This window comes from Actinocrinis sp., from assembly GCF_035938995.1.
In the GTDB taxonomy this organism is placed as follows: domain Bacteria; phylum Actinomycetota; class Actinomycetes; order Streptomycetales; family Catenulisporaceae; genus DASZGI01.
This window is the reverse complement of the sequence record NZ_DASZGI010000113.1, coordinates 12,437-39,173: the sequence shown is the minus strand read 5'-3', so window position 1 is coordinate 39,173 and position 26,737 is coordinate 12,437. Positions and strand designations below refer to the sequence as shown.

Sequence of the window (26,737 nt, the reverse complement as noted above, 5' to 3'; positions counted from 1 at the left end):
GCGGCCGACAGCTTGCAGGACACCAGGTCTCTTCCGACCATCCGCCGCACGTGGTGGGACACCCGGCTGCGCTCCCAACCGATCTGCGCGGCGAGCACGGTGATCGGCATCCGCCCTCCGTCAGCGACGCTCAGCGCCGTCAGGACGTCGTAATCGGGCAGCGACAGGGCGCTGTCGGACTGCAGCTGGCGGTTCATCTCGTACGCCAGGCGCAGATGGATCCGGATATAGGCCAGCCAGGCCCGCTGTTGCTCGCCGTCGAGCCACCCGCCTTTGGGGACTGGCACCGCCTTGTCATTGCGTGACATGTCACCTAGTGTTTCTGTTGATCGCCGCCGTCGAGGCGCGCCGCGCTTCGAAATCACCTCGCGCGGACCGCCGGGACCTGGAGGTTAACCATGCCGCATGCAGCGGTGCTCACCGGGTACGGGCCGCCCGAGGTGTTCGTGTGGTCCGAGGTTGCCATGCCCGAGCCCGGAAACGGCCAGATCAGGATTCGCGTGTGCGCCGCCGGGGTCGGCCCGACCGACCTGAAGATCCGGCGCGGCGACTTGCGGGAGGTCTTCCCGCTGCCTTCTCCCGCGGTACTCGGCTTCGAGGCCGCGGGCACGGTCGACGCCCTCGGTCCGGGCGTGACCGGGGTGGCGGTCGGCGAGGAGGTCGCATCCCAGCTGCCCGCGCTCGGCGGATACGGCCAGTACGCCCTCGCCTCCGCCTGGACCACCAAGCCGGCTGGCGTGAGCTGGGCTGACGCCGCGGCGCTGCCGGCCTCGGCCGAAGCCGCCGTCGGCACCCTGCGACAGTTGCGGGTCGCCCCGGGCGAGACGCTGCTCGTCCTCGGCGGCGGAGGCTCGGTCGGCCTGATCGCCACCCAACTGGCCGTGTCCCAGGGCGTTACCGTCATCAGCGCCGCCGCGGCGCGCGACGAGCAGCTTGCGCGACAGCTCGGGGCGATCCCCGTGCGCTACGGGACCTCGCTCCTCTCGCAGGTACGCGCGCACGTCGGCAAGGTCGACGCCGTTCTCGACGCCGCAGGCAAGGGCGGGCTCGGCGACGCCGTCGAACTCGCCGGCGGGCCTGCGCGAGTGGTCACGCTCGCCGACGAGCACGCGGCCGACTTCGGCGTGGCGCTCTCCGCGCCGACCCCGGACCGCGCCCCTGACGCACTCGACCAGACCATGCCGCTGCTCGCCTCCGGCAAACTCAGGCTGCGCGCCCAGCGGCTGCTACCTCTGCGCGACGCCGCCCAGGCGCACGCCCTCCTCGAGGCCGGCCAGGCACACGAAAAGCTGATCCTCACCGCCGAATAGGGCGAGCCGGTCTCGTGGTCTCGTGGCGGTCGGGAGTACGACGATGGGCTGGTCGCCGGGCGGATTGCGCAGCGCCGCGCTCAGGCGGCCGAGGAGTTGTTCTCGTTGTCCGCCGCGTCGCTGCACGGCGCGGGGAGCCATTCGATGCCGTATGCGAACCCTTGCTCGAGGCGGTCGAAGCGGAGGGTCGCCTCGCCGTGCGCGTCGAGGTGGAGCGGCTCGCCGGGGGTCAGCCTGCCGTCGAGAGCCCGCTGCGCGAGGCCGTCCAGGCGCCAGAGGGCCGCAGGCGGGCAGGCCGGGTCGAAGCGCACCCGGAGGCGGAACGACTCACAAGTGACGAGGGGCACGAAGGCGTAGTGCGGGATCATCGGCCAGCCTTCGGGGAGCCGGAATACGATCTCGTATTCGTGCTCCTGATCCCGCTGGAGCGGGCCGGGCAGGTCCAGGACGTAGCGGAAGTGCGATTCGCTCTGCTGCTCGCGGTTCTTGACCCGTGCGCCGAAGTGGGTTTCCACTTCGAGGCCGGATAGTCCGAGTCGCTTGTCGCCGTTCTTGGGCACGCTGAACCGGGCGGAGATCCGCCGCAGGCCGTCCCAGCGGGCGACGATGGTGCGCTGTTCGGTCACCTCCGGCCGGTCCAGGTCCAGCCGCAGGATCGCCTCGAAGCGCCGCACGTACCAGCCGACGTCGGGGTCCGCCTCGGGGTCGTAGGGGGCGCCCAGTTCGGCCGCCCCGACCTGGGCCAGCAGGGTGAACGCCCGGGCGATCTTGCGCCGGGCGCCGCGGTCCGAGCAGTGCAGCCGGCGCGCCAGTTCCTGCGTGCGCGCGGTCAGCTGGGACAGCCGCGCCTCCGGGTCGATGCCCAGGGCCACCCGGACCACCAGCCGGTCCTCTTCGGAGCTGCCCCGCAGCAACCGGTCGACCAGCGCTAGGATCCGGCGGCGGATTTCCTGGTTGCCCGCGTCCGAGGGGATGCCCGCAAGGCGCGCGAGGTTCGCCCCGACCCGCTCGCCGAGCGCGTTCGAGGACACCCCCCAGCCGCGGCGCAGATCGGTGAACTCGGCGATGAGCAGCCGTTCCACCTCTTTGACGTTTCTCTCGGCGTTCTGAGGCATGCCTGCGCTACGCCCTATCCTCACGGAACCTCCCCGGGCGGTCGATTCCAAGCGTAGCTTCGGCCCTGGGAGGCTGGACCGGTTATCCGGAAAACGGCATGATCGAGTCAGGGTCCATACTTTTTTGCGCCTTTGCCGTGCCGGCGCCTGCCGCCGGACCCGGGCGGCTACGGGGAGGGGCCGCCGGGCCCCTCCCTCCCCTCCTCGTAGAACCCGCCGTGGGCCGGCGGGGCGGCCGAGCGGTGCCGGGCTCGGCCTGTGTGCGCTCTGCTCTCATCGGCGGTGTCATCACATTCCTGACGGACAGATGCGTTCAGCCGGAGAAGCGAGCCAGCAACTGCAGCAGTGCCCAGACGATGCCGTGGGATTCCATGGTGCCCCTCCCCTCTGTCCTCGAACGCTGGTTCGGTCATCACCAGATTCGCCGAGGTGTAGGGGTCACCAATAGGAGTTGCCTGTTTCCTCTCGAAGAGGAAACAGGCAACGGGGCAGGGAGGACTAAGTTGTGCTGGCATATGCGACTGTTGTCACGCAGCCGCGAGGCTCACTCGCACAAATGGCGTGGTGCCGGTGTCCGCGGTGATCGCGCCGTCTCCTGTTGCCTGTCCGTCAGGGTCACGGTGAACACGCCATCCGCCGTGGCGCGGGCCTGAAGGGGCGCTTCGGAGCACCAAAGGCACAAATGCACTATAACGCCGAAAAGCGTGCATAGTAAAGGCCCGAATGGACGAGCTCGAACGCCGGCGGGCGAGGCGGTGTGCGCGGCGTGGCCAGTGCCGCCCAGTTCTGGCCGCAGTCTGGCCGGTGCGCTCGCCGCCCGCGCGAAAAGCTGATCCGGCGGCCGTCGTCGGGCCGCGCCGGAGCTTGGGGGGACGGCGGAGCGGGGACCGATGCCGCGCCGCCACCTAGCGCACGACTTGGCACCGTCCCGCCGCCGCCCAGGGCTTCGCCACCGCGCCGCACGTGTATCAGCCTTCGGAGGGTCAAGCGTGTCCAGCGAGCCCGAACCCAACCCCCACCCGCGGCGTGAATCGCGCCGGGCGCCGCCGGATGCGTCTGCGCCGACCGGGCACGTCCACGCCCCTTCGCAGAACATTGAAGCACTGCCTCAGAACACTGAGGCGCAGCCCGAACGGTTCGGCAAGGGGCGGCCCGTAGCGCTGCGCGAGTTGGCGGGCGCGGGCCTGATCGTGCGGACCGCCGCCGACCCGGTCGGCCGTCCCGCGCTGGCGGCCGATGTGTACGCGCTCGCTTGGCCGATCGTGTTCGCGCAGCTGACTCGGCGCATCGAGCTCGGCCGCGGCCATCCGGTGTGCGCCCGCTCGGTGCGCTCGCTCTCGGCCGACTGCCTCGACCGGTTCCAGGACGATGTCGCGGCGGTCGTCGACTACGTGCTGCGCCACGCGCACGCTCCGATCCACAACCTCGAGGCGTGGATTGCCAGCCGGCTGACCGCCGCAACCGTGGACGGCCACCGCAGAGAACGCGGGCGACGCGGGGCGGCACAGCGGCCACGGGTGCCTAAGTGGCTCGGCACCGCACTCGGCGACGACCCGTGGCTGACCGAGCTTGCCCTGGCGGTACTGGACTGGGTGGGCGTGCCGGTGGCGGCGGGGTCCGGACTGTGGCCGGTCGATGTGTGGGCGCAGCGCCGCGCCGCCGCTCTGGGCGACTGGTCCTGCGGCAACCCGGCCGCCGTCGAGCGCGACATCGAGACGGTGCTGGCAGCGATGCGGACCCGGCCCGACTGGCATCTCAAGTACGTCGAGCGCCCACTCGGGCACAAGCGAGCCCCCGTATATGCGGGAACGCAGTCACCCGACGACCAGGCGGACCAGGGCTCAGTGCTCTGTTTCGTCACGGCGCGCGAGCACGACGAGTCTCGGCTCGACCAACTGGCCGCGCTGGCCGTCGACGAGCTCGAGCGGCGGTTGGCGGACGGGGAGGACCCTCGCGCGTGCGTCGCCGACGTCATGCGGCGGGTGTTCGCCGAGGCAGGCCCGGCCTGGGGTCTGGACCGGCCACCGCACGACGGACCGGGCCACGAGGAGCGGGTCTCGGCGCTACTGGCCGATCCCGCCGCACTCGACCGGATCGTCGCCGAGGTCTTGGACATCGTCGGGGTGGCGGCCCTGCGGTGAGCCGGTCCGCGGCTCGGTCGCGAGCGGGCAGTCTGCGCTCAGGAGACTGATGCGCTCGTCGAGCAGCCGGGACACCGCGCGCGGGGAGCAGCCGGCGTCGAGCACCCGGGCCTGGGCCGCGGCGAGCTCGGCGCGTAAGAGCGCGAACAACGCGCGCCGGCGCGCGTCGGGTGCTCCGATCTCGGCTCCGGCCCCGGCTCCGGCAGCGGTCGCCGACATCTCGTCCCCTTCTCCCGTGTCGCTGTGCATCTGTCGCGAATCTCCTCGCTTCGCCCTACGCGCAGATGCTGACGGACGGGACGCTACGGTCCGTCCGTCAGCATCTACCGTCAGCACCTGTCGACTGCGCGCGGTTCCGACCCGATCCTCCCCACGCACGGGGCCCGGCTGCTTATCCCTGGAGGCGAAAGGCGATGCCACCGATGCAGTTCCCGATTCCGCCCGTGCCGACCGACTGGACGGTCTACGGCCTCGACGACGCGTGGCCCTGGCAGGGCTATCTGATCGGCCTCACTTTCGGCAGCGGGAAGCTCCACCCGCAAAGCGAGGACAAGGTGCATCTGCGGTTCGGCCCGATGTATGGGTACGAACAGCCGCACGTCGAAGTCGTCAGCGGTCCGGTGGGGACGCCGGCGGTCGTGCGCGCGCTGCAGCACGGCTTGGCGCGTGCCGGGATCGATTACGGGCCCGAGCGCACTGATCGCGTCGCGGGCGTCGACGAGCAGCCCCGCGAGATCTTCCTGCCGGTCGGGGATGACCGCCAGCCCGTGGAGATGTGGTCGGGCGGCCGCGTCGAGGTGGGCTTCGGGCAGATCGGGACCACGTGGATAGCCGTCGTGGCCCAGGATCTCCCGCTCGAGTGGCTCGGGCTCAGGCCGGTCACCGATCTGTCGCCCTACGAGCAGGCCAGGCGCGACCTGTTCGAGCGCAGGGCCCGCGGCGAGTCATGACGGGCCGCATCGTCATCGCGACGCGTGGAAAGTGACCGGTCATCCGTGAGGTCTCTCTGGACCGCGTCGGCCCCGGCGCCGCGTCGGCGCGGCGCCACATCCGCTTGACACCGCTGTAACGCACGTGTTCACTGTCGCGCGGAGAGCGCTCTCCGTTCTCCCGCGCCCACGCCGCGCGGGCCGGGTCGGATGCCGACACCGCACGGAGAAGCGCGCATTCCGCTCGAGAAGTGCGCTTCCCGAGAAGTACACATTCTTCTGTGAATAGCACTAATCCGTCCCGTTCACCTGCACGTTGGTCAAGACGCCGATATTCGGAAACGTTTACGCCCGAGCGCTGGTGGCGGCTCGCGTTTCCGGTGTCGCCTCGAGAAAGGGCAAGGCGGTACATGATCAGACCTCACCGGACCCCCGGCCGCGTCAGCCGCGCCGGCCGTGCTGCGTTGATCGCGTCCATGGTCGTCGGCCTCGGGCTCGTCTCCGGCCCGGCGCTCGGCGCCAGCGCGTCCGCACCGCCGCTCGTCGCCCCGAGTACGTCCGGCGGCGTCCTCGGCCCGAACGTCTACGTGTTCGATCCGAGCATGCCCCAGAGCTCGATCCAGACCACGCTCGACGACGTCGCGAACCAGCAGATCCCCAACCAGTTCGGCACCCAGCGGTACGCGGTCTACTTCGCCCCGGGCACCTACGGTTCGGCCGCCGACCCTCTGATCTTCCAGGTCGGCTACTACACCGCCGTCGCCGGCCTCGGCCAGAACCCGGGCCAGGTCGTGATCAACGGCTCGATCGACACGTACAACCAGTGCTTCGGCCCGAACAACTGCGTCGCCCTCGACAACTTCTGGCGCTCGATCTCGAACCTGACGATCAACGTCGCCGGCGGCAGCGGCTGCTTCGCCGCCACCGAGTTCTGGGCCGCCTCGCAGGCCGCACCGCTGCGCCGGGTGAACGTCAACGGCAAGGTGAGCCTGATGGACTACTGCGACGGCTCGCCGGACTACGCCAGCGGCGGCTTCATCGCCGACTCGCAGTTCACCGGCAGCACCGTCATCAACGGCTCGCAGCAGCAGTACATCACCCGGAACACGAACCTGGACGGCTGGACCAACGGCGTGTGGAACCAGGTGTTCTGCGGCGACCCCGGAGCCCCCGCGCAGAGCTTCGCGGCCAACTCGGGCCACAACGGCGGTCCCGCGCCGTACACCACGCTGGGGACGTGCCCGGTGACCGAGGAAGCGCCGTATCTATACCTTGATTCGAGCGGCCAGTACCAGGTGTTCGTGCCCTCACCGCAGTGGCAGTCCTCCGGACCGACCTGGACGTCCGGGAACACCCCCGGCACCTCGCTGCCACTCAGCTCGTTCGACGTGGTCAACCCGTCCACCACGATCGACCAGATCAACAAGGCGCTGGCCGCCGGCGAGAACCTGCTGTTCACTCCCGGGGTCTACAACGTCACCCGCACGATCCACGTCGTGCGGCCCGACACGAAGATCGTCGGCCTCGGCTTCGCGACCTTGATCCCGGCCTACGGCAACACCACGATGGACGCGAACGTCGGCGACGGCGTGGCGATCTCCGGTCTGATCTTCGACGCCGGACCGGTCACCTCGCCGGTGCTGCTGCGGATCGGGCACAACAGCAACGGATTCGACGCGGCCGCCGACCCGGTCACCGTCAGCGACGTCTTCTTCCGGATCGGCGGCGCCGAGGTCGGATCGACGGTCGCCGGCTTCATCGACAACAGCGACCACTCGATCATCGACGACCTGTGGTCCTGGCGCGCTGACCACGGCGCGGGCGGCGGCAACTGGAACTCCGACACGGCCGACACCGGCGTCATCGTGAACGGCGACGACGTCACCGCCTACGGCCTGGCCGTCGAGCACTACCAGAAGTACGAGACCGTCTGGAACGGCCAGGACGGCACGGTCATCTTCTTCCAGAACGAGAACCCGTACGAAGTGCCGAGCCAGGCCGCGTGGATGGCCGGCCCGACCCAGAAGGGCTACCCGGCGTTCTACATCCCGAACGACGTGAAGTCCTTCCAGGGCTACGGAATGGGCAGCTACTCCTTCTTCGATCAGGGCGTGGACATCCACAACGCCATGGCGTTCCAGGCCCCGGACAACCCGGCGGTCCAGTTCCACGACACCCTCACCGTATTTCTGACCGGCTCAGGCGGCATCGACTCGGTGATCAACGGAACCGGGCCCGCGGCGAACGCCGCCACCGGAGGGCCAGCGAACGTGGTGGCCTACCCGTAAGCGGCCCCGTTCACTAGGCCCCGTTCACTAGCGGAAGGATCCGGCCCGTCGCATCATGCGGCGGGCCGGACCGCGTCGCACCCGGATCCACCAGAACAACGGAATCAGGAAGAACGGCGGGAAGCCGTGCGACACGGCGGCGACGGCCGCCACAAGCGCGATCGGGAGAAGCACGTACGGCAGCGCCGCATAGCGAACCGGCCACGGCTGGCCGGCGGCGCGCTGCGGCTGCGGAGGCTTCGGCTCACTGGGCAGATCGGTGAAGAGCGCCGCGAGGTCGGCCTCGGTGCGGGCGGCCAGTGCCCCGTTCACGCGGGCGTCGAACTCGGCCTGGTCCAGTCGGCCGGCGCTGAAGTGCTCGCCGAGTGCCGCCGCCGCGCGGTCCCTCTCGGCATCGCCGACGCGCACCTGACCGCCGGCCCTCGGGGTGATGTCGTCGTACATAGCGCCGCCTCCAAAAGCTGCCCCGCCCGGTCGGCCACGTCGGTCGACCGGTCCATAGACCACTCTTCCGGGTGAACCTTGCGGCGTCGTCCTCCACCCGGCGACATCCCGGCGTACTACGGCGGGAGTAGTCAGGTCACCGGCACGATGGCCGCGGACAGCAGGGCGCCGCGCTCGATCTCCAGGATGCCGAGCGTGCCGCGCGGCTGCCGCCTGCGGTCGGTGGGCGAGCCCGGGTTGAAGATGCGGACCGAATCGCCGGTCTCGTCGAGCGGAATGTGCGAATGCCCGAAGACGACCAGCCGCGCTTCGGGGAACCACCGATGCATGCGCGCCGTGCGCCCGGCCGACGGGCCGGCGTCGTGCACCATCGCCACCGGCAGGCCGTCCAGCTCGAACTCGAGGGTCTCAGGCGCACCCCAGGCCTCGACGTCCGGGCCGTCGTTATTGCCCAGCACGGCACGCACGGGGGCGAAAGCCGCCAGTTCGTCGAGCACCGAAGCGGTGCACACGTCGCCTGCGTGCAGGATGAGGTCGGCGGCGCGCAAATGCTCGGCGACCGCTTCCGGGCAGCCGTGCCAGCGCCGCGGCGCATGTGTGTCGGACAGCACGACGACCCTCACGGCACCCGAAGATACCTCACTCGTCGCGGCGTTCCGGCGAAATCGGGGTTCCCGCCCGGTCGGACTAACGCGCCGGTCAAGGTAGCAATACGGCGTTCGGGGCGGGGCGATCTGCACGCGGCTGGCGCGTACCTCGTCCCGCCCCGAACGCCGTCAGGCTAAGGCTTGCGGCCGACCGCCCCGGCGGTGCAGTACTGCGCCTGGCTCAGCGGCTTGAGATGCGGGCCGTCCGGCCACCAGTCCGCGCACCGGGTGAGGCCCGGGGGCACCAGCTCCAGTCCGTCGAACAGCTCCGCCAGCTCGGTACTGGTGCGGAAGGTGCCCGAGCCCATGGGGCTGTGCACGAACACGTCCTCCATCTTGCGGGCCACCTCGGAGTGCTCGTCCTCCGGGTCGAGGAAGTGGCTGATCACCACGTACGAACCGGACGGAAGGAGCGAGATGTACTCGCGCATGATCTCGGCGGGCGCCGCGCGCGGGCCGTTGTAGTGATGCAGGGTCCCACACTGGAGCAGCGCCACGGGCCGGGTGAAGTCGATGGTCTTCTGGACCAGCTCGTGCTCGATGACCTCGTGCGGCTTGAAGATGTCGGCCGAGATCAGGTGGGAGCGCTCGTCCTCCTCGAGCAGCGCGCGGCCGTGCGCGAGCACCACCGGGTCGTTGTCGACGTAGACGACGGTCGCCTCCGGATTGAAGCGCTGCACCACCTGGTGCGTGTTCTCCGCGGTCGGCAGGCCGGAGCCGCAGTCGAGGTACTGGTCGATCCCGGTCTCCGCCGCGATGAAGCGGCACGCCCGGATCAGGAAATTGCGATTCTCGGTGGCCAGGTCCCTGGCCTCCGGCGCCACCTTGAGCACGCCGTACATGACCTGGCGGTCGATCTCGTAGTTGTCCTTGCCGTTCAGGAACGCGTCGTAGACGCGCGCGATGCTGGCACGGGTCGGATCGACTCCGACGGGCACGGTTTCCTTTGGTGCGGAGGCGCCGGGGGCGCTGTCGGGCATCCCAGTCTCCCGATGTGATTGCGAGTGGTGTGTGAGGCGCGCTTAACTTAGCGTAAGAGTTCGTGTTCCACACGTAAACGCACGCGGCTTCACCCTCGGCCGTGAAAGAGACGCCTCTCGGGGCGCCCGCCACGGCGTCCGCGCCGCCACCACGGAAGGTAGTCATGAGCACTGTTCCCGGCCCCGGTCCCGGTGCGGGTCCTGGCGGAGCGGCGCACCGCGGCCCGACCGTCCGACGGCTGATTCTCGGCACGCAGCTGCGCAGGCTGCGCGAGCGCGCGGACATCACCTGCGCCGAAGCCGGGTACGCGGTGCGCGGTTCGGCCTCGAAGATCAGCAGGCTGGAGACCGGCCGGGTCAGCTTCAAGGAACGCGACGTGGCCGACCTGCTCACCCTCTACGGCGTGGCGGACCCGGACGAGCGCGAGCAGTTCCTCCAGCTGGCCCGGCGCTCGCGCGAGCCGGACTGGTGGCACCGCTTCAACGATCTGATGCCGAAGTGGTTCGAGGACTACCTCGGCCTGGAGGAGACGGCGACCCGCATTCAGGCTTTCGAGTTGCAGTACGTGCCGGGCCTGCTCCAGACCGAGCAGTACGCGCGGGCGATCGCGATCGGCCTGCGTCCGGAGACGGCGACCGGCGACGTCGAGGGGCACATCGCGCTGCGCACCCGCCGCCAGCAGATCCTGTTCGGGGCGCGGGCCCCGCGGCTGTGGGCGATCATCGACGAGTCCGTGCTGCACCGGCCGATCGGCGGCCGGGAGACGATGCTCGGGCAGATCGAGCGGCTGCTCGACCTGACGGCGCTCGGGAACATTTCGCTTCAGGTGGTGCCCTACCACCGCAGCGGCTACTCGGCCGAGAGCGCCTTCTCGCTGCTGCGCTTCGCAGAGGCCGAACTGCCCGACATCGTCTACGTGCAGCATCTGACCGGCGCGATCTACCTCGAGCGGCTGGACGATGTCGAGGTTTACAGCCGCTCCTTCGACCGCCTCGCCGTCGACGCGGAGACGCCGCACAACAGCCGGCAGATGCTGGCGAAACTGCGCAACGAACTCTGATACCGAGCGTGTTTTTCGCGGCGCCGCGCACGCTTGACCGCCGGTCACGACGGGTCCGCGGTCACGCTGGATCACCGTGTGCTCACTCAATTTGATGAAACGCGGCCACGCAGGCGTGTCGCTCTGCTACGTTGCGTGCATACGGCGGATGCACATGCATGTGGGCTGTGCATGCCGTTTTGGGCAAGGGAGATCCCAGCATGGGCGAAATCCGGAACGGCGTGTCCGCGGCGGTGCTCGCGGTCGCCGGCTGGCGAAAGAGCGCGCACAGCGGTGCGCAGGGCAACTGCATCGAGGTCGCCGCGTTGGCCGACGGCGGGATCGCGGTGCGCAACTCACGCGACCCGCGCGGGCCGGCGCTCATCTACACCAAGGCGGAACTCGCCGCGTTCCTGGCCGGTGCCAAGGACGGCGAGTTCGACGACCTGCTCGGCTGAGCGACCGAGCGGAGCCGGGCACATCAGGATTCGACCACGGCCCGGCCGGACGCCAGGACCGGCACGGACCACGCACGCCGACCGCCCACTCCCCTGGGGTGGGCGGTCGGCGCGTGTCCGGCGCCCGCCGGTCGGTCCCTCACGACCGGCGACCGGAGCCCTGGGGGTGTTTGGAAAGTCTCGCCGGGCCCGCGGCGCCTGCCACGCACGCTCGCTGCGTTGGCGAAGCACCCACATATTCCCGATATGAGGGAGCTCCGCCGCCTTGCGAATCGCACGCGTCAGACGCCGCGGGCTCATCCGACGATACTTCCCAAACACCCCCTAGTAGGCGCTCATCGCCTGGCCGAAGGCGCCCGCCCCCTGCGCGACTGAGGAGCAGGTCGGCGAAGCATAGGCCTGCGCCCCGCCGGAGCACTGGCCGTCACGCGTCGCCGACCAGAATGAAATCCAGGCCAGGCCGTTGCTCTTGGCCCACGAGGCCAGCGCCGACGCGTCGGCCACCGTGAACGTCTCGCTGCTCACGTCGTTGACGCCGATCATCGGGGTCACCGCGACCTTGGCCAGCGCCTGGGCTTTGGAGAGCGAGGACCACACGGACTGGATCTGCCCGGCGGTCGCGGTCGCGGCCTGCTCGGCGTATCCGGCCATGTCTCCGGTGTAGGAGGACCCGTAGTCCATCGCCATGACGTTCACCGCGTCGAGCGCCACGCCGTTGCTCTTGGCGGACGACAGGATCGCGACGCCCTGGCTGGTCAGCCCGTCCGGCATCACCGGCAGGGTGTACGAGACCTTGATCCCGGGGTTGTTCGCCTCGACGATGGCCAGCGCCTGGTTGCGCAGGTTCACCGAGGCCGTGTCCGCGATCGACGCGCCCTCGACGTCGAAGTCCACGTACTTGAGCGAGTAGGCCGTGATCACCTTCTGGTACGCCGCGGCGAGCGCCGACGCCGAACCACAGGACTGGGCCAGCTCGGTGCCCGAGGCGCCGCCGAACGAGACGCGCACGTCGCCGCCCGCGCTGCGCAGGGCGCTGATGTCAGAGCTCATGGACGGGTCGGCCAGCGCCGTCACGCCGCCCCAAGCCGGCGTGCAGCCTCCATTGGCCGTGATGAACGCCAGGTTGAAGAACTTGGTGCCCTCCGTCGAAGCCTTCGACGACAGCGCGTACAGCGGGTAGAGCGACACGTCGGCGTACGGCGCGAACTTGCCGAACACGCCGGAGCCCGCAGAGCCCGATCCGCTTCCCGCGCCCGTGCCGGTCGGCGACGAACTCGTGCCGCCGCTCGGGGTGGACTTCGTCGCCGTCGGGCTGGCGGCCGGGGAGCTGGGCGTGGTCACCACGGCGGACGGGCTCGCCGGGCCGGAGGGGGAGCCGCCGGACGCGGTGCAGGCCGCTCCGTTGATCGTGCAGCCGGTCGGCTGGCCCGAACCGTTGACCTGGAAGCCGAAGCTGACGCTCGCGCCGACCGCGATCGACGCGTCCCAGCTCGCGGGTGTCACCGTGTACTTCTGGCCGCTGCTGCTCTCGGTTCCGTTCCACAGGCTCGCGACACTCGAGCCGGAGGGCAGGGTGAACGCCACCGACCAGGTCGACATCGCCGCCGAGGTGGTGTTCGTGATCGTGTACTGGGCGACGTACCCGCCGTCCCAGGAGCTGGTCTGCCGGTACGCCACGTTCGGGGCGGCCGCGTTCGCCCCGCCCGCCATGGCGAACGCGGTGCCGACCGCGGCCACGGTGGCGCCGGTGCCGAGCGCGGCGAGTTTCAGGGTCCTGCTTCTGCGGCCGGGCCGGGCGGGAGGCGTCGGCTCGACGGCATGGCTTCCCATGAAAACAGTCCTCCAGGCGGTTCAGGTGGCTCAGGTGGTTCAGCTGGCTTGACGCCCGGATGGCGGGTTCAACAACGAAGTTGAACCCGCTTCTGTGCTTCGAAGCTGACCGAGGCTTCATGGCGGCTGTAGATCGCGCGGCGGGGAGAAGGGAGTTCCCTGCAGCGAGATCTTTCGCCGCCGCTCCGGTCACTTCGAAGCGGGCGAGCCCTCACCGTAGCGAGGCGAACGCGACCTGACAGCCATCGATCATTAAGCGCGTCATAAGACTGCTTCAGGCTGGCGCAGACCTATGCCTCCGGGCTCTCCAAGGCGCGTTCCCGGGTGATGTCATTGCTCCAACGGGCTTTAGTTGGGCCCAACCACCTGGACTTTGGGGGAGTAGCCGTTCCATGTCGCGTACACCGAATAAACCGTCGAGCCCTCGGTGAAGTCGACCCGCAGCCATCCGGCCGCCCCCCAGTTCTGCACCGAGTATCCGGCGGCAGGGGTGGCCGAGACCAAGGCGGCCGAGTCGGACGTCATGGACAGGACCACGACGCCGCCGCCGGTCTGGTACCGCGAGAGCGTCCCGGCCCCGCTCGCCGAGGGCGATCCTGAAGCGGACGCGGACGCGGACACGGACGGCGACGCGGAGTGTTTCGACGTGATGGACACCCCGCCGAGACCGAGCGAGGTGTGCGTCGGCGGCGAGGGCGGCTCGGTCGGCGTGGCCACGTCGGGCGCGCTCGTCGGGCTCGCGCCGGCGGCGATGACCGCGGGCGGCGCCTCGGCCGCCGGAATCAGCACGGAGTCCACGCCGAGCCAGGCCACGCCGGCCGCCGCGGCCGTCGCGGCGCACCAGGCGGCCACCGCCGACGCGGACCAGCGGCCGGAGCGTGACGCGACCAGGCTCACCGGTTCCCTCCCTCTCAGTCGTGCAATAGGTTGCCAGACTATGGCCAACGTGCTCCTCGTCGAAGACGATCCGGATGTTCGGTCCGCGGTGATCCATCAGCTGACCGGGTTCGGGCACGCCGTGCGCAGCGCGGGCACGGCCCTGGCGGCGCTGCGCGAGGCCAGCCGCGACCCGGGCGACATCATCGTGCTCGACCTGGGCCTGCCCGACCTGGACGGCTCGGAGACGCTGAAGATGCTGCGCGCGGTGACCCAGGTTCCGGTCATCATCGCGACCGCCCGGGACGACGAGGCCGAGATCATCAAGCTGCTGAACGCGGGCGCGGACGACTACCTGGTCAAGCCGTTCTCCGGCGGCCATCTGGCGGCGCGCATCGCGGCGCTGCTGCGGCGCACGGGCTCCGGCCAGACCCCGGCGATCCTGCGGGTCGGCGGGCTCGAGGTCGATCCGCGGCGCCGCGAGGCGAGCCTGGACGGACGCGCGCTCGACCTGAGCCGCCGCGAGTTCGACCTGCTCGCCTACCTCGCGGCCCGGCCGGGCGAAGTGGTCACCCGGCGGGAGCTGCTGACCGAGGTGTGGCAGCTGCCTTATGGCGACGACCAGACCATCGACGTCCACCTGTCCTGGCTGCGGCGCAAGCTCGGAGAGAAGGCGAGCGCTCCGCGTTATCTGCACACGGTGCGCGGTGTCGGGGTGCGGCTGAACGCACCCCCAGGGCAGTGAGGGCGCGATGAGATGGGCTCTCGCGCGAGTCGCGCTCGCCGTCACCAGCATGGTCGCGCTCGCCTTCCTGATCCCCCTGGGTTTCGCGATCGACCACATCGCCGCCCAGCGTGCCTACGCCGACGCCCAGACGCGGGTCGCCGCGATCGAACCGCTGCTCGCGGTGACCACCGACCGCTCGGCGCTCGAGGGCGCGCTCGACACGATGGACGGTTATCAGAACATCGCGCTGCGCCTGCCGGGCGGCGGTTCGATCGGCACGCCGCGCGCGTCTAGCGGCCAGCTCGACGCGGTGGCCACGACCGGCCGGGCGGTGACGCTGGCCGTCCCGGGCGGCACCGTTCTGGTACAGCCGGAAGTGGTCAGCGGCGGGGTGACGCTGATCGAGGTCTTCATCGACGCGGGGCACACCCGGCAGGGAGTGCTGCGCGGCTGGCTCATCCTCAGCGGCGTCGCGCTGACGCTCGTGCTCGGCTCCACCCTCGTCGCCGACCGCCTGGCGACCCGCGTCGTCGGCGCCGCGCGCCATCTCGCCGACGCCTCGCGCCGGCTCGGCGACGGCGACACCTCCGTGCGCGTGGACGCGGCCGGGCCGCACGAATTGCAGGAAGCGGGCGTCGCGTTCAACGTGATGGCCGACCGCGTGGTGCACCTGCTCGCGGCCGAGCGCGAGCTGGTCGCCGACCTCTCACACCGGCTGCGGACTCCACTCACCGCGCTGCGCCTCAACGCCAACACCCTCGGCGACATGCCCGAGGCGGCGTCCACCCGCGACGCGGTGGCGAAGCTCGAGCAGGAGGTCGACTCGATCATCAAGGCGGCCCGCGGCGGCACGACGGCGCACAACGCCGAGGTCGGCGTCTCGTGCGACGTGGCCGCGGTGGTGGCCGAGCGGATGGCGTTCTGGTCGGCCCTGGCCGAGGACCAGGAGCGGCCGTGGCAGCTGGTCACCGCGGCCGGTCCGGCGCCCGTCCCGGTCGGCGCGCCCGAGCTCGGCGCCGCTCTGGACGCGGTGCTGGGCAACGTGTTCCGGCACACCCCCGAGGGCGCGTCCTTCCAGGTCACCGTGCACCGGGGCAACGGCTCCGTGGCGATCCTGGTGGACGATTCGGGCCCCGGCTTCCACGATTACGACCGGGCGCTGCGCCGCGGCGAGGGCACCGGCGGCGTCGGCTCGACCGGCCTCGGCCTGGATATTGTGCGCAAGCTGGCCGAACGCACCGGCGGATCGTTGACCGTGGACCGCTCCTCGCTCGGCGGCGCGCAGGTGCACGTCTCGTTCCGCACCGAGGACTCGGTCAGCGCGCGGATCGGGCGACCAAGGCGGTATGCGCGCCGAGGACGCGGGTGACGAAGAGCACCGCCGACTCGGGTCCGGCGGGCCGCAGCTGCTTGTAGAGCACGGCCGGGTCGATGTCCGCGCCCCGCTTCTTGACGGTGAGCCGGCCGATCCGGTGCTGCGCGATGAACACCCGCAGGCGTTTGACCGAGAACGGCAGGATGTCGGTGATCTCGTAGGCCGTCGCGTAGGGCGTCTCGGCGAGGTGGTCCGAGGTCAGGTAGGCGATGGTCGGATCGATAGTCGCGGCGCCGAGCTCGGCGGCCAGCTCGCCGAGCAGGTGGGCGCGGATGACGGCGCCGTCCGGCTCGTAGAGATAGCGCCGCACGGGCGTCGGCTCAGGATCCGGCAGGCCGCGCGCCTCGAGCACGTGCGGGCCCGGCAGGAGCGTCGCGCGGCGGGAGGCGGAGGCGAGCGGGCCGAAGTAGATCCCCGCCTCCTTGACCTCGCCGTGGTCCGAGACCCACTCCGCCTCGGCGCCGGCCGGGATCAGCTCGTGCGGCAGACCGGGGGCGACCTTGAAGCCCGCCGCGGCGACCCGCCGGGCCAGGCTCAGCGCGAACTCCCATGGCGGCGAGTACGCGGCGGGGTTGAACACGCGGCCGAGGTCCGTCCGCCGCGCCGGATCGAGGAACACCGCGTCGCAGTCCTCGTCTTCCGGGAAAAGTTCCGTGACATCGGCGCACCGGACCTCGATCAGCTCAGCGAGGCCCGTGACCCGCGCGTTGGCTCGGGCCACGGCGCAGGTGAGCGGATCCCGGTCGACCGCGAGCACGCCGATGCCCGCCCTGGCGAACGCGAGCGCGTCGCCGCCTATCCCGCAGCACAGGTCCGCGACTCGGTGGGCGCCGGCGGCCGCGTACCGCCGGGCCCGCAGCTCGGCGACAGAGCGGCGGGTGGACTGCTCAAGCCCCGCGGGGGTGAAGTAGAGCGACTCGGCCTCGGCGCCGAACTTCGCGGCGGCGCGCGCCCGCAGCCGGGCCTGGGTCAGCGCGGCCGAGACGAGCGGCGCCGGGTAGCGGGCGCGCAGCTTCGTCGCGAGGGCCAACGCCGCCGACCCGTCGTATCCGTCCCGGTGGAGCTCGTCCAACAGCTCCCGTCCCGGACCGCCGAGCAGCGCCTCGAACTCGCCTGGTTCCACAGGAGTCATTCTCCCGGGTCAGCCCGCCGGCGCACGATGGACCTGGTGCGTATCGGTAGATACCCTCCCTGGGTGGCCCACACCAGCGCGGAGGAAGCGGGCGGCGGTTTCGAGGGCGAGATCCTCGAGAGCTCGCCCGCCAAGACGACCGAGACGATCCCCGCTCCGCGTTTCGGCGACGAGGCGCGGCAGTACGAGCGCGCCGCGGGCTGGCCGTGGCGGCCGGGCCGGCCGACGCTCTCCGGCCTGGGTCCGTGGCTGCTCGCGTTCGGGTTGACGCTGGTCTATCTCGCCCTGTCGCTCGCCCGCTACCAGCGGATGGCGCCGACGTCGTGGGATCTGGGCATCTTCACCGAGGCGGTCAAGCAGTACGCGCATTTCCACGCGCCGCTCGACGACGCCCGCGGGCCCGGCTACGAGATCCTCGGCGAGCACTTCTCCCCGATCATCGCGGCGCTCGGCCCGATCTTCCTGCTCTTCCCCAGCGCCGTCACGCTGCTGGTGGCGCAGGCGGCGCTGTTCGCGCTCGGCGCCGTGCCCATCACCAGGCTCGGCGTCGACCGGATCGGACCCGGCGCCGGGTACGCGCTCGGCATCGGATACGGCCTGTCGTTCGGCCTGGCCGAGGCGATCGACGCGGACTTCCACGAGATCGCCTTCGCGGTGCCGCTGATCGCGTTCGCGCTGTGCGCGTTCATCCGGGAGCGATACGTGGCGGCCGCGCTCTGGTCGCTGCCGCTGCTGTTGTGCAAGGAGGACCTGGGGATCACGCTGGTGCTCCCGCTCGGCATCGCGATCATCCTGCGCGGGCGCACATTCGTCGGCGCCGCGCTGTCGGCCGCCGGGACCGCGGGCTCGCTGCTGGCGGTGTACTGGATCATCCCGTCGCTCAACCCCACCCATACATATGAGTACTGGAACAAGGGCGGCTGCGCGGATCCGACTGTGACGCCGCATCAGCCGATCACCTGCCTGATCGGCCAGACCGCGCAGAACGCGGGCGGCAAGCTCGAACTGCTCTTCCTGCTGCTGTCCGTCACGGCGTTCGTCGCGCTCAGATCCCCGCTGACGTTGATCGCCGTGCCGAACCTCGGCTCGCGCTTCATGACCACCAACGCCACGTTCTGGGGAACCACCTGGCACTACAACGCGATCCTGATGCCGCTGCTGTTCGCCGCGGCCGCTGACGGGATCATCCGGGCGCGTGCGGCTGGTCCCCTGCCTGAGGGCGCGCACGCGCTGCGGCGGTGGGGCCGGGGGGTGAGTTCCGCGATGGGGCGGCACGGCGCACCGGCCATGCTCGCCGTCGCGTTCGCCCTGGTGCCGCAGTATTCGTATGGTCAGTTCTTCTCCCCCGGCACCTTCACCTTCGACCCGCGGACCGACGCGCTCCGGCATGCGATGTCGCTGGTCCCCAACGGCACCTCGGTCGAGACCACGATCAACATGCTCGCACCGCTGTCGGCCAGGCACGACGCCTACTGGGTCGGCAACCAGAACCCCGCCACCGACTACGTGGTGTTCGACCAGGTGGTGTCCGGCTTCAGCCCGGCGATCACCGACGTCGTGAGCTTCGAGGAACAGCGGCATCCGGGCGTCAAGTACAAGATCATCTATCAGGACGGCTACGGCATCTACGTGCTGCAGAAGGTGTAGTAATAGAGGTGGCACCCTAGGATGTTCTCGATCTGACGGTTACCCAGACGGGAGCGAACTGTGGCGGTTACACGCAATGCGGCGGCGCACTGGGAAGGCAGCCTGCTCGAGGGCAAGGGCCGGGTCTCGTTCAACTCATCCAACCTCGGCGAGTTCGACGTCACCTGGGCGGCCCGCTCCGCCGAGCCGAACGGGGTCACCTCGCCCGAGGAGCTGATCGCGGCGGCCCACTCGACCTGCTTCTCGATGGCGCTCTCGCACGCCCTGTCCCAGAACGGCACGCCGCCGAGCACGGTGGACACCGCGGCCGAGGTGGACTTCCAGCCCGGCACCGGCATCACCGCGATCCGGCTGAAGGTCCGCGCGGCGGTCCCGGGCCTGACCGCGGACGAGTTCGCGGACTTCGCGGCCAAGGCCAAGGAGGGCTGCCCGGTCTCCCAGGCGCTCAAGGCCGTGCCGATCAGCCTTGAGGCCGAGCTGGTCTGACCGAACTGGTCTCTAATCAAGTCGACCTGACCGAGTTGGGCCATCGCGCGCCCAGTCGGTTTCAAGACGACCGGTCGTTTTAGATCCGGGTCGGCACCGAGACCGCCGCCGACAGCGAATGAGGGGTCGATGTCCCACCTCGCGGGACATCGACCCCTCTGGCACAGAAGCAGCAGAAAACCACAGCTCAAACCTTGATTGAATACTCGTTTCCCGAGCCCCACGAAGGTCGCGAAGCGGCCCCGGACTCTTCGCTGCCGAGTCTTTGTTACTGGGTCATTGCTTCTGGGTTTTTGCTACCGGGTCTCCGCTACCGGGGGGCTCACGCCGGCGTCAGGCCAAGCGCGTCCAGGCCGAGCAGCGCGGCTCCGACGACCGGCGGGTCCTGTGCGACGACCAGCACGGCCTGCGGGATCTCGGCGGCTGCGTGCACGCCGATGCGCTCCATCAGCGCCGGCGGCTGTGCCCGCAGAACCCCGCCGCCCAGCACCACCTCGGTTTCCACACGCTCGATCCCAAGCCTGGTCAGCGCGACCCGCGCCATGATGACGACCTCCTCGGCCATCCGGTCGACCACGCCGCGAGCCACCGGATCGCCGTCCGCCGCCACGCGCATCAGCACCGGGGACAGCTCGTTCAGCCGTTCGGGGTCGATCTCGCCGAGATGCATCGCGATCGACACCTGTTCCACCGTCGCGCGGCCGAAGTGGCCGGCGACCGCCTCGCCCAGCGCGGTGGCCGGCCCGCGGCCGTCCTCGCCGCGCACCGCGCACCAGAGGGCTTCTTCGCCGAGGTGATGGCCGCCGCCCCAGTCGCCGGTCAACCGTCCGAGCGCGGGGAACCGGGCGCGGCGCCCGTCCGGGCCGATGCCGCACGCGTTGACGCCCGCACCGCAGACCACGGCTACTCCCCACGGGCGGCTGGCCCCGGCCCGCAGCAGGGCGAAGGTGTCGTTGCCGACCTCCACCGATTCGGTCCAGCCCTGCGCGGCGAAGACGGTCGCCAGCGCCTCCTCCTCGATCTCCAGGTCGGCGCCGGCCACATACGCGGACAGGTGCCGCGCCAGTCTCGCGTCGGCGGGCAGGCGGAGGTCCGCCCGGACCCGCGCCACCGCCTGCGCCGCGACCGCCACGGCCGTGTCCACGCCGCTGGCCTGCGGGGTGAAACCGCCCGCCCGGGCCTCGGCCAGCACCGAGCCCTTGGCGTCCACCAGGATCACATCTGTCTTGCTGTTTCCTCCGTCGATCGCCAGTACCGTGCCCGCTGCCTCTTTCCGCCCGGCCGTCTCCCCCACCGGATCCGTACGTAGAGTCACGTGCGCTCCGCCCACGGCAGGTGCTTCGCGTTGGCGGCGATGAGGGCGTCGGCCAGGCGTTCGGACAGGTCGGCCTGCCCGATCAGCGGGTGGGCGAGCAGCGCGGCGGCGACCCGCTCCCGCCCGCCGCGCAGCGCCGCGTCAAGGGCCAGCTCCTCGTACGCGCTCACGTGCGCGATCAGGCCGCGGAAGTCCGGCGGCACCGGCCGCTGAGGCAGGGGATCGATCCCTGATCCGCTCACCCGGGCCGGCACCTCGATGACGGCGTCGTCGCCGAGGAAGGGCAGCGTGCCGTTGTTGCGCACGTTGACCACCTGCACGTCGCCGCGCCCGGCCACGAGTGAGGCGAGCAGCTGCACCGCCGCCTCGGAGTAGTAGGCGCCGCCGCGTTTCGACAGCAGTTCAGGTTTCTCGTCGACCGCTGGATCGTTGTACATCTCCAGCAGCTTGCGCTCCATCTCGGCGACCTCGGACGCCCGGGACGGAGCCTTGCGCTGCTCCTCGACGACCTCGTCGTGTGCGTAGTAGTAGCGCAGGTAGTAGGAGGGCACCACGCCGAGCCGCCGGATCAGCCACTCCGGCAGGCCGACGTCGCCCGCCACCTCCGCGGCGTGCTTCTCCAGTTCGGCGGGCAGCACGTCCTCGCCGTCGACGAACACGCCCCGCTCCCACGTCAGATGGTTGAGGCCGACGTGCTCGAGCCGCACCCGCTCCGGCGCGATGCCGAGCCAGGAGGCGAACCTGCGCTGGAAACCGATCGCGACGTTGCAGAGGCCGACAGCGTCGTGTCCGGCGTCGAGCAGCGCCCGGGTGACGATCCCGACCGGGTTGGTGAAGTCGACGATCCGGGCCTCGGGCGCGAGCTCGCGCACCCGTTCGGCCAGGTCCAGCACCACCGGCACGGTGCGCAGCGCCTTGGCCAGGCCGCCCGCGCCGGTCGTCTCCTGCCCGACGCAGCAGAAGTCCAGCGGCAGCGTCTCGTCCACGTTGCGCGCGGCCTGTCCGCCGACCCGCAGCTGGAACAGCACCGCGTCGGCGCCGTCCACCCCCTCCTCCAGCGACGGGGTCGCGGTGATCCGGGCCGGGTGGCCCTGCTTGGCCAGGATCCGCCGGGAAACCGCGCCGACCGCCGCGAGCCGGTCCGGGGCCGGGTCGACCAGCGCCAGCTCGGTGAGCGGGAACTCGGCCCGCAATCGGGCGAACCCGTCGACGAGCTCGGGGGTGTAGGTTGACCCTCCCCCGACAATGGCGAGCTTCATCAGCCTTTGACTCCTGTCAGGGTGACGCCTTCGACGAAGACCTTCTGCGCGAAGAAGAAGATGATCACGATCGGCGCGATCACCATGAGGTTGGCGGCCATCATCAGGTTCCAGTCCACATGGTGCGCCGCATGGAAGGTCTCCAGGCCCAGCGCCAGGGTCCAGCTGCCCGGGTTAGGGCCGACGTAGACCTGAGGGCCGAAGTAGTCGTTCCAGGCGTAGAAGAACTGGAACAGCGCCACCGCGGCGATGGCCGGCCGGATCATCGGCACCACCACCTTGATGAGGGTCCTGATCTCGCCGCAGCCGTCCACCCGCGCCGCGTCGAGGTACTCCTTCGGCACGGTGAGCAGGAACTGGCGCAGCAGGAAGATCGAGTAGGCGTCGCCGAACGCGGTCGGCACGATCAGCGGCCACAGGGTGCCGCCGAGGCCGAACTGCTTGGTCCACAACAGGTACATCGGCATGACCGTGACCTGCGGCGGGATCATCATCGCCGACACCAGCAGGATCAGGGTGGTCCTGCGGAACCTGTACTTGAACTTGGCCATCGCGTAGGCGACCGGGACCGAGGAGACCACGGTCAGGACGGTCACCGGCACGGCGTACAGCAGGGTGTTGCGGTACCAGGTCAGGAAGCCGGCCCGGTCCCAGACGGCGCGGAAGTTCGACCACTGCCAGTGCGCCGGCCACAGCGCGCCGGACAGCGCCTGGTTGTCCGGCATCAGCGAGGTCACCAGCATGAGGAAGAACGGCCCGGCGAAGAAGACCGCGGCGACGATCGCCAGCGAGTGGACCGCGATCCACTCCAGGATGCGGCGGCGGCGCGCGGCCGCCCGGTGCGTCCGCCGGATCCCGGCGGAGGGCAGCGGGGGCGCGGGTGCGAGTACGGCCATCAGTCCTCTCCCGTCAGACCGTTCTTGCGCCGCAGCAGGAACAGCGTGAACACCATCGTCATGACGAACAGCAGCACCGACAGCACGCACGCCGGCCCGGTGTTCGCGTTGAGGATCCCCTGCTCGTAGATGAGCTGCGGGACTGTCAGACTGCTGCCGAGCGGATAGCCGACGGTCAGCGTGGTGCCGGCGGTCGCCATGGTGCCGCTGGCCACCTCGCCCGCGACGATCGCCTGCGTGTAGTACTGCATCGTGTAGATCACGCCGGTGATGACACAGAACAGGATCACCGGCTGGATCGACGGCAGGGTGACGTAGCGGAACCGCTGGATCGGCCCGGCGCCGTCGAGGTGTGCCGCCTCCATCTGCTCCTTGGGCACGTCGAGCAACGAGGCGAAGAAGATCACGACGGTGTTGCCGATGCCCCAGAGGGACAGCACGGTCAGCGAGGGCTTGAACCAGGTGGGCGAATTGAACCAGCCCGGCGGGTTGTGCACGCCCACGTGGACCAGCAGCGAGTCGATCGGGCCGCCCGCGGTGAACAAGTACACGAAGACCAGCGTGGAGATCACCGGCGGGGCCAGGTACGGCAGGTAGAACAGGGTGCGGAAGACGTTCGCGCCGCTCTTGATCTTCGTGATCAGCATTGCGACGCCGAGCCCGAAGACCGTCTGCAGAGTCACCATGACCACGACCAGCCACAGCGTGTTCTTCAGGCCGGTGACCAGGTCCGGGTAGTTGAACAGGATGTAGGTCCAGTTCTTCAGGCCGACCCAGACCGGCGCGTTGAACTGGTCGTAGTAGTAGAAGGAGAAGTAGACGGCGGCGATCAGCGGATAGGCGAAGAAGATGCTGAAGCCGGCCAGCCAGGGGGACAGGAAGCCGAGGGCGGTGAGCCCCTCCCGGCGGCGCTTGCGCCGAAGCGCCTCCGGGAGGTCCGCCCGCCGCGAGCCGCGGCCCGCGGCGAGGGTCAGGATGCTCATGTCGTCAGGCCGATCAGGTACCGGACGGACGGCTGCCGGCCTGGGTGTCCTTGTCGATCTGCTGGTCGAGGCCAGCCAGCGCGGACGGCAGGTTCGACACCTGCCCGGCCTCCCAGGTGGCCAGCCAGGACTGCGCGTCCTGCTGGTACTGGCCGCCGTTGGGCGAGGCAGGCGTGGTCATCGAGTTGGGGTCGGCCGAGATCCGCACGAAGGTCTGGAAGTTCGGGTCCTGCGTCAGCTTCGGCGAGGCCAGAGCGGCGAAGGTGCTCGGCACGTTGTAGATCGCGTTGGCGAAGGTGACCAGCGAGTCGGTGTTGGTGGTCAGGTACTTCGCCAGCTCCCAATCGGCGTCCTGGTGGGCGCTGCGCGAGGAGATCCCGATGACCGTGCCGGACAGGTAGCCGCCGCCGTAGGACGCGGCGTCGGAGTCCTGGGTCGGGAAGGGGGCGGTGCCGTACGACAGGTTCGGCGTCTCGGCCTTGAGGTTGGCGTTGCGCCACTCGCCGTCCATCGACATCGCCACGGCGCCCGTCTCAAACGGGTTCTGGCCGGAGGTGAACTCCCCGGCGGCCATCGCCTTGTTCATGTAGTCGGTCAGCTGCTGCCCGCTCGACTTCGGGGCCTGGTTCAGCATCGCGGTCTCGAAGCTCTTCTGCCAGTTGACCATGGCGGTGAAGCCGGGGTCGTTCGCCAGGTCCGAGTTGTGCGTCGGGGTCTGCCACACGAGCTTGAAGACCGAGGTGAAGTGCCCCGGCACCTGCTCGAAGTAGGCGAACGAGGGGAAGAAGCCGATCTGCTTGAACGAGCCGTCGGGGTTCTTCACGGTCAGCTTGAGCGCGTCCGCCTGGAGTTCGGACAGCGTCTTCGGCGGGGCGGTGATGCCGGCGGCCGACAGCATCGTCTTGTTGTAGTAGAGCCCGTACGCGTCGTTCTCGAGCGGCAGGGCGCACTGGTCGCCCTGGTACTGGGTGTAGTGGACCAGCGGGGCCGGGAAGGTCTTGGCCACGTCGATCTGCGCCGCCGCCAGGTCCTGCTTGAGGTTGATCCACTCGCCGGTCGAGCAGTAGGTGCCGACGTCGTCGGTGGTGAACGAGACGGCCACGTCCGGGCTCTGCGCGCCGCCGCCCTTGATCCCCTGCTGGATCTGGGTGTCGTTGATGTTGCCGGTCACCGCGACCTTGATGTTCGGGTGGGCCTTCTCGAAAGTGGCCACCATCGCGTTGAAGGCGTCATTCTCCGAGCCCTGCGAGAAGCCGTCCCAGAGCTTGATGGTGACCGGCGGCTTGCTGGCCGGATATGGGTCCGCGGCGGTGATGGTCTGGGTGGATCCGCCGGTGTTGCCGGCGCAGGCGGCGGCGGTCAGGCTCGCGGCGACGGCGGCCGCTATGCCGGATATGCGACGGGGACGCGTCACGGTCGGTGCTCCTTAGCGGATTCGTGGTGCTGAGCGGGGTGGGATGCGGCGCTGTGCAGTGCGGTGTGCAGTGCAGTGCGGTGTGCGAGGTGTGTCCGGGAGCCGTTCCGGTCACGCAGTGCTGCTCGCGGCCGACGCTGTGGCCGGCACGGTGGCCGAGAACACGGTTTCCCTGGTCGCCGCGAGGGCCGCGTGGATCGCCCCGGCGAGCACCGGGTTGTCCGGGACCGCGGATTCGACCAGGCGGGGTCGGGGGATCGCCATGCCGTGCAGGGCCTCGGCGGTCATCTCGCGCAGCACCGCGCCGCCCGCCCGGGGCACCGCGCCGGTCAGCACGATCAGCTCCGGGTCGAGCACGGCGACGAGCGGGGCAAGGCCGGTGGCGAGCCGGTCGGCGAGGTCGGCGAGCAGCGTGCGGGCCGCTTCGCGCGCCGCGGGCTGCCCGGAGCGCAGTGCGCCGGCCGCCCGCGCGAGGGCGGCCGAGGCGTCGGCGCCGCTGAAACCGTGGCGCCGGGCCAGTTTCAGCACCGCGGGCGCTCCGGCCAGCGCCTGGAAGCCGCCGGTGGTGCCGCGGCCGATGGTCCGCACGAGGGGGGCGCCGGGCACCGGCATGTAGCCGACCTCGCCCGCGCCGCCGGTCGCGCCGCGGTGCAGCCGTCCGTCGATGACGACGGCGGCGCCGATGCCGTCCGCGATCCACAGCACGACGAAGTCGCGTGCGTCGGCCGCGGCGCCGACCGCCTGTTCGGCGACCGCCGCCAGGTTCACGTCGTTCTCGATGTCGACCCGCGGATCGGCGGCGCCGTCCGGGGTCAGCGTCGTGCGCAGCCGCGCCAGCAGGTCGGGCTCGTGCCAGCCGGGCAGGTGCCGGGCGAAGCCGAGCCGCCCGGTGGCCGGGTCGATCGCGCCGCCGAGGCCGATGACCACGTGGTGCAGCGCGGCGGCGGAGATCCCGGCCGGTTCGCAGGCGGCGGCGAGCGCCGCGCGGACCCGGTCCACCGCGCCCGCGGCGGACCGCCCCGGGGTCGGCAGCGCCCCGGTGCCGACGATCCGCCCGGAAAGGTCGCAGATCCGGGTCAGGATCCGGCCCGGGGTGACGTCGAGGCCCGCGACGTGCGCGGCGGCGCCGCGCAGCCGGTAGCGCCGGGCGGTGCGCCCAGGCGCCCGTTCCGCCACGATGGAGACTTCCGGCTCGGGCGCGATCTCCACGACCGGTTCGACCAGTCCGGCCGCCTCGAGCCGGTCGACCAGCTGCGAGGCGGTCGGCTTGGAGAGTCCCGCCAGCGCGCCGAGCTGGGAGCGGGATAGCGGGCCGCGGTCCGCGAGCAAGCGCAGTGCCGTTCGGTCATTGATAGCCCTCAGCAGCCTGGGCGTTCCGGGCTGGTCGACACCGTTCGGCTCCACGCGCCCCTCCTCCCGATGTCTGGCATCGGCAAATAAAAGGA

At 70.5% G+C, this 26,737-nt stretch carries 24 protein-coding genes and 1 pseudogene; 10 read left to right on the top strand and 15 right to left on the bottom strand.

All coding sequences use genetic code 11. The annotated features are described in order from the left end of the window. Positions 1 to 308, bottom strand: a pseudogene (locus VGZ32_RS07745) (MarR family transcriptional regulator); the annotation flags it as partial. Between the two features lie 90 nt (positions 309 to 398). On the opposite strand from VGZ32_RS07745, the gene VGZ32_RS07740 reads away from it, so the two are divergent. Next, positions 399 to 1,310, top strand: a complete 912-nt coding sequence (locus VGZ32_RS07740; RefSeq protein WP_326885178.1) for an alcohol dehydrogenase catalytic domain-containing protein — start codon at positions 399 to 401, stop codon at positions 1,308 to 1,310. Between the two features lie 80 nt (positions 1,311 to 1,390). Here VGZ32_RS07740 and VGZ32_RS07735 read toward each other — a convergent pair whose 3' ends face one another. After that, positions 1,391 to 2,425 carry a hypothetical protein gene (locus VGZ32_RS07735; RefSeq protein ID WP_326885177.1) on the bottom strand — a complete coding sequence of 345 codons (1,035 nt, stop codon included), beginning with the start codon at positions 2,423 to 2,425 and terminating at the stop codon, positions 1,391 to 1,393. Between the two features lie 989 nt (positions 2,426 to 3,414). On the opposite strand from VGZ32_RS07735, the gene VGZ32_RS07730 reads away from it, so the two are divergent. Continuing rightward, positions 3,415 to 4,566 carry a hypothetical protein gene (locus VGZ32_RS07730; protein WP_326885176.1) on the top strand — a complete coding sequence of 384 codons (1,152 nt, stop codon included), beginning with the start codon at positions 3,415 to 3,417 and terminating at the stop codon, positions 4,564 to 4,566. Here VGZ32_RS07730 and VGZ32_RS07725 read toward each other — a convergent pair. After that, positions 4,489 to 4,815 (bottom strand): hypothetical protein, encoded by a 327-nt coding sequence (locus tag VGZ32_RS07725; RefSeq protein ID WP_326885175.1) that lies wholly within the window; start codon positions 4,813 to 4,815, stop codon positions 4,489 to 4,491. The two genes, VGZ32_RS07730 and VGZ32_RS07725, sit on opposite strands and share 78 nt — an antisense overlap. 173 nt (positions 4,816 to 4,988) lie before the next feature. On the opposite strand from VGZ32_RS07725, the gene VGZ32_RS07720 reads away from it, so the two are divergent. Together VGZ32_RS07720 and VGZ32_RS07715 are read left to right on the top strand one after the other, a co-directional pair. Continuing rightward, on the top strand, positions 4,989 to 5,516 hold the full coding sequence (locus VGZ32_RS07720) for a hypothetical protein (RefSeq protein WP_326885174.1): 528 nt from the start codon (positions 4,989 to 4,991) through the stop codon (positions 5,514 to 5,516). Between the two features lie 455 nt (positions 5,517 to 5,971). Next, on the top strand, positions 5,972 to 7,783 hold the full coding sequence (locus VGZ32_RS07715) for a glycosyl hydrolase family 28-related protein (RefSeq protein ID WP_326885173.1): 1,812 nt from the start codon (positions 5,972 to 5,974) through the stop codon (positions 7,781 to 7,783). 27 nt (positions 7,784 to 7,810) lie between these two features. Here VGZ32_RS07715 and VGZ32_RS07710 read toward each other — a convergent pair whose 3' ends face one another. The 3 genes from VGZ32_RS07710 to VGZ32_RS07700 form a co-directional block, all read right to left on the bottom strand. Beyond that, positions 7,811 to 8,227, bottom strand: a complete 417-nt coding sequence (locus VGZ32_RS07710; protein ID WP_326885172.1) for a DUF1707 domain-containing protein — start codon at positions 8,225 to 8,227, stop codon at positions 7,811 to 7,813. 131 nt (positions 8,228 to 8,358) lie between these two features. Beyond that, a complete protein-coding gene (locus VGZ32_RS07705; protein ID WP_326885171.1) occupies positions 8,359 to 8,850 on the bottom strand; it encodes a metallophosphoesterase family protein in 492 nt (163 codons plus the stop codon). Positions 8,851 to 9,008: 158 nt separating this feature from the next. Continuing rightward, on the bottom strand, positions 9,009 to 9,854 hold the full coding sequence (locus tag VGZ32_RS07700) for an SAM-dependent methyltransferase (protein WP_326885170.1): 846 nt from the start codon (positions 9,852 to 9,854) through the stop codon (positions 9,009 to 9,011). Between the two features lie 164 nt (positions 9,855 to 10,018). On the opposite strand from VGZ32_RS07700, the gene VGZ32_RS07695 reads away from it, so the two are divergent. Both VGZ32_RS07695 and VGZ32_RS07690 read left to right on the top strand, forming a co-directional pair. Beyond that, complete coding sequence (locus VGZ32_RS07695; protein WP_326885169.1) at positions 10,019 to 10,915, top strand: helix-turn-helix transcriptional regulator; 897 nt, start codon at positions 10,019 to 10,021, stop codon at positions 10,913 to 10,915. A gap of 200 nt (positions 10,916 to 11,115) precedes the next feature. Continuing rightward, complete coding sequence (locus tag VGZ32_RS07690; RefSeq protein WP_326885168.1) at positions 11,116 to 11,352, top strand: DUF397 domain-containing protein; 237 nt, start codon at positions 11,116 to 11,118, stop codon at positions 11,350 to 11,352. 324 nt (positions 11,353 to 11,676) lie between these two features. On the opposite strand, the gene VGZ32_RS07685 is transcribed toward VGZ32_RS07690, so the two are convergent. After that, on the bottom strand, positions 11,677 to 13,182 hold the full coding sequence (locus VGZ32_RS07685; protein WP_326885167.1) for a cellulose binding domain-containing protein: 1,506 nt from the start codon (positions 13,180 to 13,182) through the stop codon (positions 11,677 to 11,679). 348 nt (positions 13,183 to 13,530) lie between these two features. Further along, on the bottom strand, positions 13,531 to 14,079 hold the full coding sequence (locus VGZ32_RS07680; protein WP_326885166.1) for a hypothetical protein: 549 nt from the start codon (positions 14,077 to 14,079) through the stop codon (positions 13,531 to 13,533). Positions 14,080 to 14,119: 40 nt separating this feature from the next. Between VGZ32_RS07680 and VGZ32_RS07675 the strand changes: the two genes are divergently transcribed. Beyond that, positions 14,120 to 14,803 carry a response regulator transcription factor gene (locus VGZ32_RS07675; RefSeq protein ID WP_326885165.1) on the top strand — a complete coding sequence of 228 codons (684 nt, stop codon included), beginning with the start codon at positions 14,120 to 14,122 and terminating at the stop codon, positions 14,801 to 14,803. A 7-nt stretch (positions 14,804 to 14,810) separates the two neighbouring features. Beyond that, a complete protein-coding gene (locus VGZ32_RS07670) occupies positions 14,811 to 16,154 on the top strand; it encodes a HAMP domain-containing sensor histidine kinase (RefSeq protein ID WP_326885164.1) in 1,344 nt (447 codons plus the stop codon). Here the strand turns inward: VGZ32_RS07670 and VGZ32_RS07665 are convergent. Beyond that, complete coding sequence (locus VGZ32_RS07665) at positions 16,102 to 17,292, bottom strand: class I SAM-dependent methyltransferase (protein WP_349263531.1); 1,191 nt, start codon at positions 17,290 to 17,292, stop codon at positions 16,102 to 16,104. The genes VGZ32_RS07670 and VGZ32_RS07665 overlap by 53 nt on opposite strands. A gap of 63 nt (positions 17,293 to 17,355) precedes the next feature. Here VGZ32_RS07665 and VGZ32_RS07660 point away from each other — a divergent pair, with 63 nt between their 5' ends. Both VGZ32_RS07660 and VGZ32_RS07655 read left to right on the top strand, forming a co-directional pair. After that, the gene (locus tag VGZ32_RS07660; protein ID WP_326885162.1) at positions 17,356 to 18,939 is read left to right on the top strand and encodes a DUF2079 domain-containing protein; all 1,584 of its coding nucleotides are present in this window, start codon (positions 17,356 to 17,358) and stop codon (positions 18,937 to 18,939) included. A 60-nt stretch (positions 18,940 to 18,999) separates the two neighbouring features. Next, on the top strand, positions 19,000 to 19,425 hold the full coding sequence (locus VGZ32_RS07655) for an OsmC family peroxiredoxin (protein WP_326885161.1): 426 nt from the start codon (positions 19,000 to 19,002) through the stop codon (positions 19,423 to 19,425). A gap of 322 nt (positions 19,426 to 19,747) precedes the next feature. Here the strand turns inward: VGZ32_RS07655 and VGZ32_RS07650 are convergent, their stop codons facing one another. From VGZ32_RS07650 to VGZ32_RS07625, 6 genes are all read right to left on the bottom strand, one after another. Continuing rightward, positions 19,748 to 20,740, bottom strand: coding sequence for an N-acetylglucosamine kinase (locus VGZ32_RS07650; RefSeq protein ID WP_326885160.1), 993 nt, complete (start codon positions 20,738 to 20,740; stop codon positions 19,748 to 19,750). Beyond that, positions 20,737 to 21,999: a 6-phospho-beta-glucosidase gene (locus VGZ32_RS07645; RefSeq protein ID WP_326885159.1), complete on the bottom strand. Its 1,263-nt coding sequence runs from the start codon at positions 21,997 to 21,999 to the stop codon at positions 20,737 to 20,739. The genes VGZ32_RS07650 and VGZ32_RS07645 overlap by 4 nt, the downstream gene beginning before the upstream one ends. Further along, positions 21,999 to 22,895, bottom strand: coding sequence for a carbohydrate ABC transporter permease (locus VGZ32_RS07640; RefSeq protein ID WP_326885158.1), 897 nt, complete (start codon positions 22,893 to 22,895; stop codon positions 21,999 to 22,001). The genes VGZ32_RS07645 and VGZ32_RS07640 overlap by 1 nt, the downstream gene beginning before the upstream one ends. Further along, complete coding sequence (locus tag VGZ32_RS07635) at positions 22,895 to 23,878, bottom strand: sugar ABC transporter permease (protein WP_326885157.1); 984 nt, start codon at positions 23,876 to 23,878, stop codon at positions 22,895 to 22,897. Before VGZ32_RS07635 ends, VGZ32_RS07640 begins: the two co-directional genes overlap by 1 nt. A gap of 13 nt (positions 23,879 to 23,891) precedes the next feature. Then, the gene (locus VGZ32_RS07630) at positions 23,892 to 25,292 is read right to left on the bottom strand and encodes an extracellular solute-binding protein (RefSeq protein WP_326885156.1); all 1,401 of its coding nucleotides are present in this window, start codon (positions 25,290 to 25,292) and stop codon (positions 23,892 to 23,894) included. Positions 25,293 to 25,403: 111 nt separating this feature from the next. Continuing rightward, positions 25,404 to 26,696, bottom strand: a complete 1,293-nt coding sequence (locus tag VGZ32_RS07625; RefSeq protein WP_326885155.1) for an ROK family transcriptional regulator — start codon at positions 26,694 to 26,696, stop codon at positions 25,404 to 25,406. Positions 26,697 to 26,737 lie beyond the last annotated feature (41 nt).

Excerpts from the sequence above, each read along its gene's own strand:
- VGZ32_RS07740 (WP_326885178.1), top strand. The coding sequence starts at position 399 with ATGCCGCATGCAGCGGTGCTCACCGGGTACGGGCCGCCCGAGGTGTTC.
- VGZ32_RS07735 (WP_326885177.1), bottom strand. The coding sequence starts at position 2,425 with ATGCCTCAGAACGCCGAGAGAAACGTCAAAGAGGTGGAACGGCTGCTC.
- VGZ32_RS07725 (WP_326885175.1), bottom strand. The coding sequence starts at position 4,815 with ATGCACAGCGACACGGGAGAAGGGGACGAGATGTCGGCGACCGCTGCC.
- VGZ32_RS07720 (WP_326885174.1), top strand. The coding sequence starts at position 4,989 with ATGCAGTTCCCGATTCCGCCCGTGCCGACCGACTGGACGGTCTACGGC.
- VGZ32_RS07715 (WP_326885173.1), top strand. The coding sequence starts at position 5,972 with ATGGTCGTCGGCCTCGGGCTCGTCTCCGGCCCGGCGCTCGGCGCCAGC.
- VGZ32_RS07710 (WP_326885172.1), bottom strand. The coding sequence starts at position 8,227 with ATGTACGACGACATCACCCCGAGGGCCGGCGGTCAGGTGCGCGTCGGC.
- VGZ32_RS07700 (WP_326885170.1), bottom strand. The coding sequence starts at position 9,854 with ATGCCCGACAGCGCCCCCGGCGCCTCCGCACCAAAGGAAACCGTGCCC.
- VGZ32_RS07695 (WP_326885169.1), top strand. The coding sequence starts at position 10,019 with ATGAGCACTGTTCCCGGCCCCGGTCCCGGTGCGGGTCCTGGCGGAGCG.
- VGZ32_RS07690 (WP_326885168.1), top strand. The coding sequence starts at position 11,116 with ATGGGCGAAATCCGGAACGGCGTGTCCGCGGCGGTGCTCGCGGTCGCC.
- VGZ32_RS07685 (WP_326885167.1), bottom strand. The coding sequence starts at position 13,182 with ATGGGAAGCCATGCCGTCGAGCCGACGCCTCCCGCCCGGCCCGGCCGC.
- VGZ32_RS07675 (WP_326885165.1), top strand. The coding sequence starts at position 14,120 with ATGGCCAACGTGCTCCTCGTCGAAGACGATCCGGATGTTCGGTCCGCG.
- VGZ32_RS07670 (WP_326885164.1), top strand. The coding sequence starts at position 14,811 with ATGAGATGGGCTCTCGCGCGAGTCGCGCTCGCCGTCACCAGCATGGTC.
- VGZ32_RS07665 (WP_349263531.1), bottom strand. The coding sequence starts at position 17,292 with ATGACTCCTGTGGAACCAGGCGAGTTCGAGGCGCTGCTCGGCGGTCCG.
- VGZ32_RS07645 (WP_326885159.1), bottom strand. The coding sequence starts at position 21,999 with ATGAAGCTCGCCATTGTCGGGGGAGGGTCAACCTACACCCCCGAGCTC.
- VGZ32_RS07640 (WP_326885158.1), bottom strand. The coding sequence starts at position 22,895 with ATGGCCGTACTCGCACCCGCGCCCCCGCTGCCCTCCGCCGGGATCCGG.
- VGZ32_RS07635 (WP_326885157.1), bottom strand. The coding sequence starts at position 23,878 with ATGAGCATCCTGACCCTCGCCGCGGGCCGCGGCTCGCGGCGGGCGGAC.